The organism is Pseudomonadota bacterium (assembly GCA_022572885.1).
Taxonomy (GTDB): domain Bacteria; phylum Pseudomonadota; class Gammaproteobacteria; order Steroidobacterales; family MnTg04; genus MnTg04.
In genome coordinates this window covers 33830-46874 of record JACZVC010000005.1, presented here as the reverse complement: position 1 = coordinate 46874, position 13045 = coordinate 33830, and the positions used below count along the sequence as shown (strand labels likewise).

The following is a 13045-nucleotide window of genomic DNA, read 5'->3' as shown; positions in this document are numbered from 1 at the left end:
AAACGGCTGTTTACTCGCGAAGTCCCATGCGTCCGGGCCGAAAACGACCCACAAGCCAGCGCTGGGTGGATCTTCGAGATACTGTCGCCCATATGGCGGCAGTGTCCGGCGGCAGCCGGATTTCGCCTCGACCGAAGCCATTTACGCGACCTCAGTGTCGGACTGTCCTTCGAGCCAGGTAAGAAACGCTTGCTCATCGACCAGCACTCGACCGCCGGCCCATTTGATGCACTTCAAAAAGTCGGCGTCGGTGCCTCGCTTCGCTGCGTGAATGCGATTGCGAATCGACTGCGGCGTCGGCCAGGGATGGTACTGATCGAATTGGGCGACCGGAATGTAACGGGTATCCGGTGTTCGCTGCTTGTTTGCTTGATTTGCCATGTTGGCCTCCTAGTTGGAAGCATGTTTACATGGCTGAGTTTGGCTTCCCTAACGTATTGGTAATTCAGATCAGCATTACCAATCTAGCGCTTGTTTTTGGGTACCGATTTGCGCAATTTCATTTTAATAAGTCGGTTGTTGACTGTTCGTGGCTTCATATTAAATTCTTGTTCGAGAATTTTTCGCATTGGCTTATCAGCATTGTCTTCAAATGGTCCCGGCAATCTCTGAGCCAAGGGCCCAAGTAATTCCAGGTATCGCTTCTCTAGTCTCCTGTTCGTTTTTATATATTCGGCGGCATTCACTTCGCGACCAATTTGAAAAGATGGGGCCTGCTCAAGATTCCGCCATTCGGATTGCTTGGCCATAGCCTCGATCCATCCAATGTCTTTGGCCGCCAGGAATATTTCGCCGAACTCTCGTTTCAAATCAATCTGCGGGATTCGCTCAAGTAGATCTTCGATTGCGGAACGGCAGTCAGCTGGCAAGTCCTCTAATGACCAGTCACGAGCGTCTACGTGCTTCGTCTGGCTCGCATCCAGTTCGACGCCGGCAAAATAATGAATCTTTCTAGCACCAATGATGATTGCGGTGCGCCGACGAATGCCGACGGCAAGCTCGTACCACTCAAGATTATTCATCGCTCGTTGCCTCTTTCGATCCGAACCGCTTCGCCGCCATCGCGCGAACCAGGTCCGCCGTATGGACTTCGCTGACGTGGCTGTACCGCTTCACCATTGCGAGAGTCTTGTGGCCGAGGACAGCGGCCAGCTCGGACGGGCTGGCGCCGTTCATCGCCAGATAGCTCGCGCAGGTATGCCTGAGATCGTGAAACGTAAAGTTTTCGATCTCAGCGGCCTTGAGCGCGTTCTGCCAGCCATTGCGAATATCCTTTGGCTGGTCCGGCTTCGACCAGGGAAACAGCAAGTCGGTATCCTGGCGTCGCGTCTCATGCAATTTCGTGACGACCGATAGCGCCGGCTCCACGAGCGGTACCGTTCGCGATTCCTTGTTCTTGGTATTCCGAAACGTGACGGTCTCTCGCTCGATTGATACGTTTGACCAGGTAAGGCCCAGGATTTCGGAATAGCGTCCGCCGGTCGTCAACGCGAGCTTGACCGTGATATCGAGAAACGGATCCTTACTCTTTGCGGTCGCCTTTAGTAGTCGATCGAGTTCGTCGTCAGCCAGGAATCTCTCGCGGCCGGCTGCTTCCCTGCCCTTCTCGATTAGTCTCATCGGATTGGAGTTTGCCCAACCCCACCGCATCGCTGTAGTGAACAGCTTTGACAGGCTGGCATGGTATCGATTCACGGTCGCCGGCGAGCGAATCGTGCCGCGCACCGTCTTGCCTCGGCTGAGTTTCTTTCTCAGCTCCCGAATCGGCTCGGCGTCGTTGCACAAGTGCGCGAGCGTCATTTTGCCCAGGCGCTTTTTCCAGTACTCAAGATGGCGCGTTCGGCTCTTTTGCTCGCTGGCCGCGAGCGCCGGCAGATTGTCGTCAGTGTAACGATCGATCGCCTCGGCCAGCGTCCGTCGCTTGGCTTTTTGGCTGGAAAAATGTCGGCCCTCGATGATCGCCGCCTCGGTGATCTTGGCCCAGTCCTTCGCTTTTTTTATGGATTTAAATGTCGCGCTCTGATCGGGATAACCACTCAATCGAATGCGGCATCGATAAACGGTTTTGCCGTCCGTTGATTCACGCTTTGTGATTGTCGCCACTGGTCCTCTCCGTGTCCTCTCCGTCCGCCAACTGTTCTGACGTACTGTGGACCATTTGTGGACCAAAAGGCAAATCCTTGTCAGCAGCGAAAGTTCGATCAGCTATAACTCACTGATTTAATTGGTGCCCGGGGCCGGAATCGAACCGGCACGATCACATTGATCGAGGGATTTTAAGTCCCTTGCGTCTACCAATTTCGCCACCCGGGCGGTGTGGGTCATGGATATCGCTGAGTCCCGGTCATTATAGCCGTCAGGATGACTGGAAAAAGTCGATGATGGAGGCTAGGGACGGAATCGAACCGACGTACACGGCTTTGCAGGCCGCTGCATAACCACTCTGCCACCTAGCCAGTGAGTCAGCGGGGCGCAAATTTACCACAATCGGCCGGATTTGTATGGCATTCAGCTGAAATCAGGCCGGGTCGTCATCCAGCCAGGGGTCGACGGCAATGGCGTCGACCAGCCTGCCGGTTTTTCTGTCCAGCACGATCGCGAAATCGCCGTTCTTGCCGATCATCGGCGCAAACACCAGGTCATCGATTTTCCCGCCTTGGCTAGCGACTATTTTGTCCACCAGACCGGCAACGGACCCGCGTTTCTCTCTTAGTTCTCGCAGCGTTTTGGTTCTCGCAAAAACGATCTCCAGGTTCTCCCGGTACGGGACCCAGTATTTCGGCCGGCGATCCAGGTCCGGCTTGTTCTCGAACACGACTTCTGTCATCAGTTTTTGCCGTTCCTGCGGATCCTCGGGCATTTTTGACAGCACCATGAGCGGGCCAATGCCGGGCTTTTCTTTTAGTGACTGGCCAGTAATTTCTGAAAAATCGATGTCTTTTTCGGCCAGCAGAGTGAACCGGTCAACGGCGTAAACCATGAAATACGGGCGTTCCTCGTAGATCGCACTAACGCCATAGACCAATGCCGCAAGCTGGATCATGACGATAACCGACAGGTCGAATACGAGAGACTTCTTCATGGGTTTGTAGACGATGAAAGTCAGCAGCGGCCCGAGCACCAGGTCAACGCCGATCAGAATCAGCACGATACCGCCTGCCCCCCGGATTTCAAAATAGGGATAGGGATACCAGGCAAAAAAGATAATCAGAAAGATACTGCCGACCACGACGCTGCTCAGCACGAGATGGATCAGCGATGCCTTCAGTTTGGCCATAAACGATCGCCTTGAAAAAGAACTAATGGGATATATGATTTTCGGACCGGCGGATTATGAATTATCGGCAGTCGGATTGCCAAGACGATGAGCCACCACTATGTGCCACTTCGCAAAGCGGCGGTTATACTCCACCGGAGCGCCAGCATGGCAATCAGACTAGATACAGAGGAAAAAAATGAAATTTCAGTCGCATTATCTCATTGCCATCCTGATCCTGGCAACGCTGGGCGCCTGCGAGCCTGCTGGCGATAAAAAAGATCTTGCGGGTCTGGCCGAACCGGCCAATCAGCAAATGCCGTGGGCGGATTTTCGGGAGTCGTTTATCGAGGAATATTTCGAACACAGCCCCGCTGCTGCGATTCGCGCCGGGCGGCACGAATTCGATGGCCAGTTGCATGACTACAGCCCGGCTGCGGTTGCCGCCGAGATCGCCTGGCTCAAAGAGCGCAGAGCGCAAGCGGAGGCTTATGCGGACGATGCGCTGGCTGGCCGCGAAAAGTTCGAGCGCTCTTACCTCATGGCGACTGCCGACAAACAACTGTTTTTTCTCGAACATTCGGGGTTCCTGCAAGCCAACGTCGTGGTTTACGCTTTTGCCATTGATCCAAGTATTTATCTATCACTCGAATATGCGCCGCTCCGCCAGCGGATGGCCGCCTTTAGCCGGCATGCAGCGGCGATTCCGGCGTATCTCACGCAGATGCGCAGCAATCTCGTTACCCCGCTGGCCAGACCGCATATTGTGGTTTCCCGGTCCATATTGGCGGGTTATGCAACATTTTTTGCCAACGATGTTCCGCAGATTTTCTCGGCCGTTGATGATGCCGGTTTGCAAGCCGATTTTTCAGCCGCAAATGCGGGCGCTATCGAAGCACTAAAAGAAATGACCGCCTGGCTCGACAGCGAACTGGAAACCGCCAGCGATGATTTCGCGCTGGGGGAGGAAAAATTTCTCAGGATGTTGCGGATGGCCGAGGGTGTCGACATCGGCATTGCGGAGTTGAAGGCTGCCGGGCAGGCCGACCTCGAGCGCAATCTTGCGGCGCTGGTCGAAGTCTGCGACGTCTTTGCCCCCGGCCTGTCCATTCACGAGTGCGCGGCCAAGAATGACCGGATCAAGATGGCAGGCGGCCCGGTCGAGGGTGCGCGCAGGCAATTGGCCGACTTGAAGCAGTTCCTGATCGAAAAGGACCTGGTTTCGATTCCGGGCACTGAACAAGCACTGGTGGACGAAGCCCCGCCCTACAACCGCTGGAATTTCGCTTATATCCGTATACCGGGGCCGTACGAGGACGGCCTGCCATCGACCTACTATATCGCCCCGCCCGACCCGGCCTGGTCGGAAGAAGATCGACTCGCCTATATCCCGGGCGCAAAGAAATTGCTGTATGTCTCGGTACACGAAGTCTGGCCGGGGCATTTTCTGAATTTCTTGCATGCCAACCGATCGGAATCCGCGTTTGGCAGAACGTTCTTTACCTATTCCTATACCGAGGGCTGGGCGCATTACACCGAAGAAATGATGTTCGACGCCGGTCTGGATGGGCAAGCGCCCGACTCGCGCATCGGACAACTATCGAATGCGTTGCTGCGCAACGTTCGTTTCCTGTCCGCCATCGGTCTGCATACCGAGGGCATGACGGTTGCAGAATCGAGGCAGATGTTTATCGACAAGGGTGTGCAGGATTCTGGCAACGCCAGCCAGCAGGCGTTTCGCGGGACATTCGACCCGGGCTACCTCAATTACACGCTGGGTAAATTGATGATCAAAAAGCTCAGGGACGACTGGACGGCGAGCCGCGGCGGACGCGCCGCGTGGAAGGAGTTTCACGACACTTTTCTTTCCTATGGCGCGCCGCCGATCCCCTTGGTGCGAGCGGACATGCTGGCTGGCGATGAGTCTTCTGATAAGGCGTTGTTGCCATACTGATCCGGGCCAAAGGCATGCGCCGTTTTTTTGTCCTGCTGTTGTGCCTGGGGCTGTGGACGATAGAAACGGCCGACGGTATCGAAGCGGACAACAGTCTGAATCCTGAGCTGCAGGCGCTTGCACAGGAATTCTTTGGCTGGCGGGCGGTTCAGCAACCGGCCACCGGGGACGATATCCCGCGGGTCGAAAGACCGGATGGCTGGGTTCCCGACTGGTCACCCGCAGCACTGACCCGCTACCGTGCCGCCTACCGGGATTTCCTTGCGCGGCTGGACGAGCTCGATCATGCAGACTGGAGCAAGGCGGACCAGGTGGACGCCAGGCTGTTGCGGGCCGCCATTCTAAGGGTGCGCTGGGAACTCGATATACTCAGATCGCCGCATCGAAACCCGTTGTTTTATATCGACCAGACCTTGGGCAGCGTTTTCGAGCTGTTGATTATTTCCTCCCCGATCACGCCCGAACGTGCAGAGAATATCGTGCTGCGTCTCGAGGCATTTCCCGAATTGACCAAGGCGGCATATACCAATCTCGATCAATCGGTGCGGCCCTTTTCGCGCGCCGCGATTGTGATGCTGGCAGACATTGACGAACGCCTCAAGAAAATGCGGGTGGCCCTGCAACTGTATTTCCCCGAAAAATTGCGGGAGCGCATGCAACGGGCAACAAGGGAGGCTGTTTCAGCTTTGCAAGCTTATGCGCGCTGGCTTCGGTCGGCCGATCCGATCATGACCGACGAATTCAGCCCGGGGATAGACGCTTACTCATTCTTCCTGGCCAATGTGGCCTTGATTCCGCATACGCCTGGGGAATTGCTTGCCCAGGGCAGGCTCGCATGGGAGCGTGCGGTGACCTTTGAAGTACTGGAAAAGAATCGCAACGCGAGCCTGGGATCGCTGACGATTTTTGACGACATACAAGCGCAAATCGACACCTCACGGCGCATGGAAGGACGAATTCGCCAGTTTCTCGAAAAACACCAGCTGATGACGGTACCCGCCTGGTTGAAACACTACCTGAATCGCCCGCTGCCCGATTATCTTGCGCCGCTGGCGTTTATGGGCGTCACTGACGATCTGACCTCGGAAACACGGCTCGATGAACACGCCATCAGCTATATTCCCGATCCCTCGCCGGACCTCCCCTATTTCCATTTGGCCTCGGCGCAGGACCCGCGCCCGCTGATTGTCCATGAAGGCGTACCGGGTCATTATTTTCAACTTGCACAGTCGTGGAAAAATCCTGACCCGGTGCGCCGGCGATATATAGATTCCGGCGCCAACGAAGGCATCGGTTTTTATGTCGAAGAGATGTTGTTGCAGGCGGGGTTGTTCGACGACAGCCCGAAAACCCGGGAAATCATCTACAGCTTTATGCGCTTGCGGGCGTTGCGGGTCGAGGTCGATATTCGCCTGGCAACGGGTGATTTTACGATCGAGCAAGCCGGCGCCTACCTGGCCCGGACTGTGCCGATGGATCTTGAAACGGCGACTCAGGAAGCTGTATTTTTTGCTTTCAACCCGGGACAGGCGATCAGCTACCAGATCGGCGCGTTGCAAATTAACCGATTTCTCAGCGATGCCAGGCTGGATCTCAAAGACGATTTCAGCCTCCGGCATTTCCATGATTTCCTGATGCAAAACGGTAACGTACCGATTGCGCTCCAGCGCTGGGAATACCTGGATCGGTCAGATGAAATAGAGCGCCTTGACGAGATGGCTGAAAAGACAATTTCGATCGCTGGCAAATAAAAAACAAGCCCGGCCAATGGCCGGGTTTGCTTGCCGATCTGGAGCGGGTGAACGGAATTGAACCGTCGACCTAGACGTTGGCAACGTCTCGCTCTACCCCTGAGCTACACCCGCAGTCGCTTCCGGGTTCGAAGCGGCGTGCTATTTTAGCCGCTGCCCGTGGACTGTCAAGCAGGGCTCACTCGCTGGTCAGCAACGGCCAGGCCGCACGCCAGTAGTCGAACATCGACCAGAGCGTCAGGCCAGCCGCGATGACTATCAATAACAGCCCAATATCGTAGACGGGAAGGCTCCAGAGGTCTTGCTGGTAGATCATGAAACTCAAGCCGGTCATCTGAAAAGCCGTTTTGGTTTTGCCCAGCCGTGACACCTTTACCTTGGCCCGCATCCCGGTTTCCGACAGCCATTCACGCAGCGCGGAAATCGTCAGCTCGCGACCGATGATCACGGCGGCGGCCAGGGCGACGAACCAGCGCGCGTCTGTTTGCACGATCAATACCAGCGCGGTTGCCACAATCAGCTTATCGGCGACGGGGTCGATAAACGCACCAAAGCGGGAGTCCAGGCCCATTCTACGGGCAAAAAAACCGTCGGCCCAGTCAGTCAGCGCCGCCGCCGCAAAAATAAAACAAGCCACCGGTCTGGCCCAGCCAAACGGCAAATAAAATGCGACCACAAACACAGGCAGCATTGCGAGCCTGGAGAAGGTCATAATGTTGGGTAAGTGCCAAACCATGTCGTCTGTATGCCTTTGTGCCTACTGATCCGGATGGAATACCGAGTGTATTTTTTCAGCCAGGTTTCGGCTGATCCCTTTTACCCTGGCCAAATCTCCGATCCGAGCCTCTTTTACACCCTGTAGCCCACCGAACTGGCGCAACAGTTCGCGTCGCCTTTTCGGCCCCAGGCCGCGTATCGCCTCCAGCACCGACACCTTTCTCGACCTGGCGCGCTGCTGGCGGTGTCCGCTGATGGCAAAACGGTGGGCTTCGTCACGAATCTGCTGAATCAGATGCAGTGCCGGGGAGCTGGCTGGGAGTATAAATGGCTGCCGGTGACCCGACAAGAACAGCTTTTCTTTTCCGGCACGACGCCTCGCCCCCTTGGCGACGGCCAACAATGGAATATCGGTCAATTGTAACTCTTGCATCACTTTCTGTGCTTCGGCAAGCTGCCCTTTACCACCATCGATAATGACCATATCCGGTACCGGGACTTCACCTTTTTTGACCCGCAGATAGCGGCGGGTCAGCGCCTGGTGCATCGCCGCATAGTCGTCGCCGGGAGTTAGCCCTTTGATATTGAAACGGCGGTAGTCGGATTTCGCCGCGCCTTCGTGGTTGAACACCACGCATGAAGCGACCGTTGCCTCGCCCTGGATATGGCTGATATCGAAACATTCAAGCCTTCGCGGAACTTCGGCAAGGTCCAGTTGTTGCTTGATGTCTTCCAGTTGCGCCATCATGGTAGCGTTTCCAGCCAGTCTCTGGCCGAGCGCGTGCTCGGCATTGATTCTGGTCATCTCCAGCCAGCGCGCGCGTTGACCACGGACCCGATGGCGAATAGAAACTTTTCTGCCGGCTCGTTTGCCCAGCGTTTCCTCGAGCAAAGCCGCGTCATCGATCCGGCTGGAAATTAACACCTCATCCGGCGCCTCTCGCGCCAGGTAATATTGGGCGAGGAACGCCGACATCACTTCCTTGACGATCGAGCCCGGCGCGGTTTTCGGGAAATACGACTTGCTGCCCAGGCTGCGCCCGGAGCGAATGAACATGACACTGATACAAAAAGTGTTTTTTGCGCTGACCAGGCTGACCGCATCAAAATTCCCGGTCCACCCGTAGACAAACTGCCGTTCCTGGACTTTTTTCAGGCTGGCTATCTGATCCCTGTAATGCGCTGCTTTTTCATAGTCCCGGGCTTCCGCGGAAACATCCATGCGCTCGACCAGCCCATCGATGACCAGGTTGCTCTTGCCTTCGAGAAACAGCAGCGCATCGGCAATATCGCTGCGGTACTCTTCTTGCCCGATCAATCCGACACAGGGCGCCGAACACCTCTTGATCTGGTATTGCAAACAGGGTCGGCTGCGATTCGAAAAATAACTGTTATCGCATGACCGGATCAAAAACAATTTCTGCAGGTAGCTCAATGTCTCCCTGACGGCATGGGCGCTCGGGTAAGGTCCGAAGTATTTCCCTGCCCCCTTGCGGGCGCCGCGATAAAAACTCAGTCTTGGAAACGCATGATCGGTACTGACATAAATATAGGGAAAACTCTTGTCGTCCCTCAGCAACACATTGAACCGCGGCTGAAATTTTTTGATCAGATTGTATTCGAGCAGCAATGCCTCTGTTTCGGTCGCTGTGACCGTTACATCGACATTGCGAACTTCGCCAAGCATCCTGGATGTCTTGGCCGTTTGCGCCCTGCCCTGGAAATAACTGCTTAGCCGACGTTTCAGGTTTCTGGCTTTACCGACATACAGCACTTCGTCATCGGCCCCCAGCATTCGGTAAACACCGGGTTTACGGGTCAGGCGGGCCAGGAAAGGCTGCGCATCAAACACGGGTTTGGCTGATTTTCTTGCCATCACAATACGCGGGTCGACTCACCTAGCCCGGCGAGCGTCTTTGCCCGCCCGAGTACCGACAGGAACATGGCCTGGTTCAGCCGGCGGGTCTGGGTGTTGTAACGGCTGCAATGGTACGAGTCCACCAGGTGAAATTTCTCCAGTCGGTGTTCCGCGCCATGCGCAAAAGGAAATGCCGATAATTTGCATTTTTGGGTCTTGAGAATAGCGCGGTGGGCGATGGTTCCCAGCGCAAACACGACCGACGCATCAGGAAGGCGCTCGAGTTCGGCTGCGAGGTAATCGTTGCAGGTATCGATTTCGCTGCCGGTCGGTTTGTTCCCCGGTGGCAGGCACTTGACGGCATTGGTTATCCGGCAGCCATAGAGTTCGAGGCCATCATCGACCGCAGTTGCATCCGGCTGGCTGGCAAGCCCCAGGTCGAACAAGGTTTGATACAACAATATGCCCGCGTAATCGCCGGTAAACGGCCGGCCCGTTGCGTTTGCACCATGCATCCCCGGAGCCAGGCCGACAATCAGCAGTCGCGCACCATCGTCGCCAAAAGGTGCGACCGGCCGGGCATGGTAATCGGGATAACGCTCTGCTACCTCGTCCAGGAAACCAGCCAGCCTCGGGCACCGCCTGCAGTCGATGGAAAACTCTTGCTCGCTCATGGGGGCTAGTATGAAGCGAGTGCGTGGGAATCGGCAATGTCTTGCCAATGGATGGCAGGGTTAGCTGCTTACCGGGATAGCGCTGTTTGCAGAAAGCAGGCCTTTTTCACTCATGCGAAGGCCCGCGGCAATCAGTTCCGCGGAATTCTTCAGATTGAGTTTCAACCGGATCCGGTAGCGGTAGGTGCTGATGGTTTTTGGGCTCAGCCCGAGTTTTTTTGCAATTTCCCCGGCATTGAGGCCGGCACAGATCAGGCGCAACACCTGGAACTCGCGCCGGGACAGGCTCTCGATCGGCGAACCTTGTGGTTGGCCGGGCTCCCGCATCAACGACCTGGCGACCGCGGGCGAGGCATAGCTGTGGCCCCTGGCAACCGACTCCAGCGAGGATTTCAGCTCCGCGGGGCTACACTCAGCGGTCAGCAGACCCGCTACCCCAAGGTTGATCAGGTGTTTGAGATATACCGGCCGGCTTTCTTCGGAGATGCAAACCAGGTTCCGGAAACCCCGTGCGGAAAAAGCGCTGGCGAGCTGCTGGGCATCTACCAGTGGATGCTTTTCCCGGACCAGTACAATGTCCGGCCACAGTCTCTCCGTTTGCTGGATGCAGTTCGCCAGGCTATGGGTCTGGCAGATCACCTGCATCTTGCCCAGGCGCGGAATCATTTCTGCGAGCGCCAGGCGAGTCAGTGGTTCCGGGTCGAGCAGCAGGATATTGAGATTTGCAGGCATGGGATACATGCTAGGCAGGCGGCGTGACGGACTACAGCCAATAATCTGTCGATTGCGGACAATTAATCCGCATATTTCAACCGGCCGCCTGATCTGGCATGGTCGGGTTATGCGCTTGTTGCTGCTCAATAAACCGTTTCGATGTCTTTCCCAGTTTAGCGACGCAGACGGGCGCGCCACGCTTGCCCGCTGGGTGGATCAAAAAGGCGTTTATCCAGCCGGGAGGCTGGATTTTGACTCCGAGGGTCTGCTGGCGCTGACTGACCACGGTGGTTTGCAGGCGAGAATATCCGATCCAATATACCAGCTGGCGAAAACCTACCTGGTTCAGGTCGAGGGCAGGCCTTCGCCGGATGCCCTGGCCGCCCTTTGCGCCGGTGTCCGCCTCAAGGGCAGGCTGGTGCGCGCCGCCGCGGCGCGAACTGTACCCGAACCAGCCGGACTATGGCCGCGAACCCCACCGATCCGCGTTCGAAAATCGGTACCGGATCACTGGGTGGAATTGGTGATTGAGCGTGGTCTGAACCGCCAGGTAAGGCGAATGACAGCCGCCGCGGGCCTGCCGACCCTGCGCCTTATCCGGACGGATATCGGGCCATGGTCGCTGGGGACGCTGATGCCCGGGCAATGGCGCGAAATATCACGCGACCGGATGGCGAGCGATTTCAGGAATCTTGGCTGGCGTCTGACCTGAAGTTTTTGCCGGTAATTCGCATGGCCAGTTCCAGGGCCTGCTCATAATTTAGCCGCGGATCCACCTGGGACTTGTAGGATCTGGCCAGATCTGCGTCGGTCAGACCGCGAGCGCCACCGGTACATTCGGTCACGTCCTCGCCGGTCATCTCGAAATGAACGCCACCGAGATGGCTGTCTGTGCGACCGTGTATCTCGAACGACATTTCCAGTTCATCCAGGATTTTGTCGAAACGCCGGGTCTTGACCCCGTCCGCGGTAACTTCGGTATTGCCGTGCATGGGATCGCAGCACCACAGCACCGGCGAACCGGTAGCCTGCACCGCGCGAATCAAAGGCGGCAGCCTTTTCTTGATCTGGCTGACTCCGAATCGGTGAATCAGCGTAATACGACCGGGCTCATTCAGCGGATTGAGTACCGCCAGCAGCTTCTGCAGCGACTCGCCGGTCATCCCGGGTCCCACCTTGATCCCCAGCGGGTTGGAGATCCCCCTGAAGTATTCGACATGGGCGCCGTCCAGATCGCCGGTGCGCACGCCAATCCATGGGAAATGGGTTGCCAGGTTATACCAGCGCTCCCGGCGCGGTATGTACCGGGTCTGCGCCTGCTCGTACGGCAGATGCAGGCCTTCGTGGCTGGTAAACATGGCAACGCGGGTGGTTTGATGAATGGAACGGCCTGAAATGGACTCGAAAAAGTCCATCGAATCGCTGATCGAACTGACGATACGCCGGTATTCCTGTTCCAGCGACGAGTGGCTGGCAAAATCCATATCCCAGTATTCCGGATGATGCAAATCGGCAAATCCGCTGTCGACCAGCGCGCGAATAAAATTCAGCGTCAGCGAAGCTCTTTGGTAACCTACCAGCATCAATTCCGGGTCCGGCGTCCGCTCTTCCGGCGTGAACCCAGGCTTGTTGATCAGATCGCCACGAAAGGTGGGCAAGGTAATCCCATCGCGCGTCTCGGTGTCGGTCGAACGCGGCTTGGCGTACTGGCCTGCAATTCTCCCGACCCGAACCAGCGGCTTTTTCAGCCCATACAACAGGACCAGGCTCATTTGCATCAGGATTTTCAGTTTCTTTGCGATCAGCTCCGAATTGCATTCATCGAATCGCTCCGCGCAGTCACCGCCCTGCAGGAGAAATCGCTCGCCGCGCTGCGCTTCGGCCAGCTCCGATTTGAGGCGCTCGACCTCCCACGAAGTAACCAGTGGCGGCAGACGGCCCAGGCGCGACAATACGTCCGCCACCTTGTTTTGGTCGGGATAGGGCAGCATCTGGCTCGCTGGCCGATTCTGCCAGCTCGCCGGATGCCAGTCTGATTGCCTGGGGTTCCTGCTCATCAGGGCATGTTAGTCGCTTTGCCGGTCGGGCAAAAGCCAAAAGACTATGGAAAATCACGGGTTC

General features: G+C 56.6%; 12 protein-coding genes and 3 tRNA genes. 3 read left to right on the top strand and 12 right to left on the bottom strand.

From position 1 onward, the window contains the following. Positions 1-141: 141 nt before the first annotated feature. The 6 genes from IIA05_03055 to IIA05_03030 all read right to left on the bottom strand — a co-directional run bounded on the left by IIA05_03055 (position 142) and on the right by IIA05_03030 (position 3277). Entirely contained in the window at positions 142-381 is a 240-nt protein-coding gene (locus IIA05_03055; GenBank protein MCH9026078.1) for a hypothetical protein, read from the bottom strand. A gap of 83 nt (positions 382-464) precedes the next feature. Then, positions 465-1022 (bottom strand): hypothetical protein, encoded by a 558-nt coding sequence (locus IIA05_03050; GenBank protein MCH9026077.1) that lies wholly within the window; start codon positions 1020-1022, stop codon positions 465-467. Then, entirely contained in the window at positions 1015-2103 is a 1089-nt protein-coding gene (locus IIA05_03045) for a site-specific integrase (GenBank protein ID MCH9026076.1), read from the bottom strand. Before IIA05_03045 ends, IIA05_03050 begins: the two co-directional genes overlap by 8 nt. Before the next feature lie 122 nt (positions 2104-2225). After that, positions 2226-2313, bottom strand: a tRNA-Leu gene (locus IIA05_03040). A gap of 69 nt (positions 2314-2382) precedes the next feature. Then, positions 2383-2456 (bottom strand) — tRNA-Cys (locus IIA05_03035). A 62-nt stretch (positions 2457-2518) separates the two neighbouring features. Further along, the gene (locus IIA05_03030) at positions 2519-3277 is read right to left on the bottom strand and encodes a hypothetical protein (protein MCH9026075.1); all 759 of its coding nucleotides are present in this window, start codon (positions 3275-3277) and stop codon (positions 2519-2521) included. A gap of 178 nt (positions 3278-3455) precedes the next feature. Between IIA05_03030 and IIA05_03025 the strand changes: the two genes are divergently transcribed. After that, positions 3456-5210: a DUF885 domain-containing protein gene (locus IIA05_03025; protein MCH9026074.1), complete on the top strand. Its 1755-nt coding sequence runs from the start codon at positions 3456-3458 to the stop codon at positions 5208-5210. Between the two features lie 14 nt (positions 5211-5224). Then, positions 5225-6961, top strand: a complete 1737-nt coding sequence (locus IIA05_03020; protein ID MCH9026073.1) for a DUF885 domain-containing protein — start codon at positions 5225-5227, stop codon at positions 6959-6961. Positions 6962-7000: 39 nt separating this feature from the next. Here the strand turns inward: IIA05_03020 and IIA05_03015 are convergent. The 5 genes from IIA05_03015 to IIA05_02995 all read right to left on the bottom strand — a co-directional run bounded on the left by IIA05_03015 (position 7001) and on the right by IIA05_02995 (position 10942). After that, positions 7001-7075 (bottom strand) — tRNA-Gly (locus tag IIA05_03015). A gap of 64 nt (positions 7076-7139) precedes the next feature. Further along, the gene (pgsA, locus tag IIA05_03010) at positions 7140-7697 is read right to left on the bottom strand and encodes a CDP-diacylglycerol--glycerol-3-phosphate 3-phosphatidyltransferase (GenBank protein MCH9026072.1); all 558 of its coding nucleotides are present in this window, start codon (positions 7695-7697) and stop codon (positions 7140-7142) included. Between the two features lie 21 nt (positions 7698-7718). Then, the gene (uvrC, locus tag IIA05_03005; GenBank protein MCH9026071.1) at positions 7719-9554 is read right to left on the bottom strand and encodes an excinuclease ABC subunit UvrC; all 1836 of its coding nucleotides are present in this window, start codon (positions 9552-9554) and stop codon (positions 7719-7721) included. Continuing rightward, complete coding sequence (locus IIA05_03000; protein MCH9026070.1) at positions 9554-10210, bottom strand: uracil-DNA glycosylase; 657 nt, start codon at positions 10208-10210, stop codon at positions 9554-9556. Before IIA05_03000 ends, uvrC begins: the two co-directional genes overlap by 1 nt. A 60-nt stretch (positions 10211-10270) precedes the next feature. Next, a complete protein-coding gene (locus IIA05_02995; GenBank protein MCH9026069.1) occupies positions 10271-10942 on the bottom strand; it encodes a response regulator transcription factor in 672 nt (223 codons plus the stop codon). 109 nt (positions 10943-11051) lie between these two features. Here IIA05_02995 and IIA05_02990 point away from each other — a divergent pair, with 109 nt between their 5' ends. Further along, complete coding sequence (locus IIA05_02990) at positions 11052-11636, top strand: pseudouridine synthase (GenBank protein MCH9026068.1); 585 nt, start codon at positions 11052-11054, stop codon at positions 11634-11636. Here the strand turns inward: IIA05_02990 and IIA05_02985 are convergent. Next, entirely contained in the window at positions 11608-12981 is a 1374-nt protein-coding gene (locus IIA05_02985; GenBank protein ID MCH9026067.1) for a 3-deoxy-7-phosphoheptulonate synthase, read from the bottom strand. The two genes, IIA05_02990 and IIA05_02985, sit on opposite strands and share 29 nt — an antisense overlap. Between the last annotated feature and the right edge of the window lie 64 nt (positions 12982-13045).

Excerpts from the sequence above, each read along its gene's own strand:
- IIA05_02985 (MCH9026067.1), bottom strand. The coding sequence starts at position 12,981 with ATGAGCAGGAACCCCAGGCAATCAGACTGGCATCCGGCGAGCTGGCAG.
- IIA05_03000 (MCH9026070.1), bottom strand. The coding sequence starts at position 10,210 with ATGAGCGAGCAAGAGTTTTCCATCGACTGCAGGCGGTGCCCGAGGCTG.
- IIA05_03050 (MCH9026077.1), bottom strand. The coding sequence starts at position 1,022 with ATGAATAATCTTGAGTGGTACGAGCTTGCCGTCGGCATTCGTCGGCGC.
- uvrC (MCH9026071.1), bottom strand. The coding sequence starts at position 9,554 with ATGGCAAGAAAATCAGCCAAACCCGTGTTTGATGCGCAGCCTTTCCTG.
- IIA05_03030 (MCH9026075.1), bottom strand. The coding sequence starts at position 3,277 with ATGGCCAAACTGAAGGCATCGCTGATCCATCTCGTGCTGAGCAGCGTC.
- IIA05_03055 (MCH9026078.1), bottom strand. The coding sequence starts at position 381 with ATGGCAAATCAAGCAAACAAGCAGCGAACACCGGATACCCGTTACATT.
- pgsA (MCH9026072.1), bottom strand. The coding sequence starts at position 7,697 with ATGGTTTGGCACTTACCCAACATTATGACCTTCTCCAGGCTCGCAATG.
- IIA05_03025 (MCH9026074.1), top strand. The coding sequence starts at position 3,456 with ATGAAATTTCAGTCGCATTATCTCATTGCCATCCTGATCCTGGCAACG.
- IIA05_02995 (MCH9026069.1), bottom strand. The coding sequence starts at position 10,942 with ATGCCTGCAAATCTCAATATCCTGCTGCTCGACCCGGAACCACTGACT.
- IIA05_03020 (MCH9026073.1), top strand. The coding sequence starts at position 5,225 with ATGCGCCGTTTTTTTGTCCTGCTGTTGTGCCTGGGGCTGTGGACGATA.
- IIA05_02990 (MCH9026068.1), top strand. The coding sequence starts at position 11,052 with ATGCGCTTGTTGCTGCTCAATAAACCGTTTCGATGTCTTTCCCAGTTT.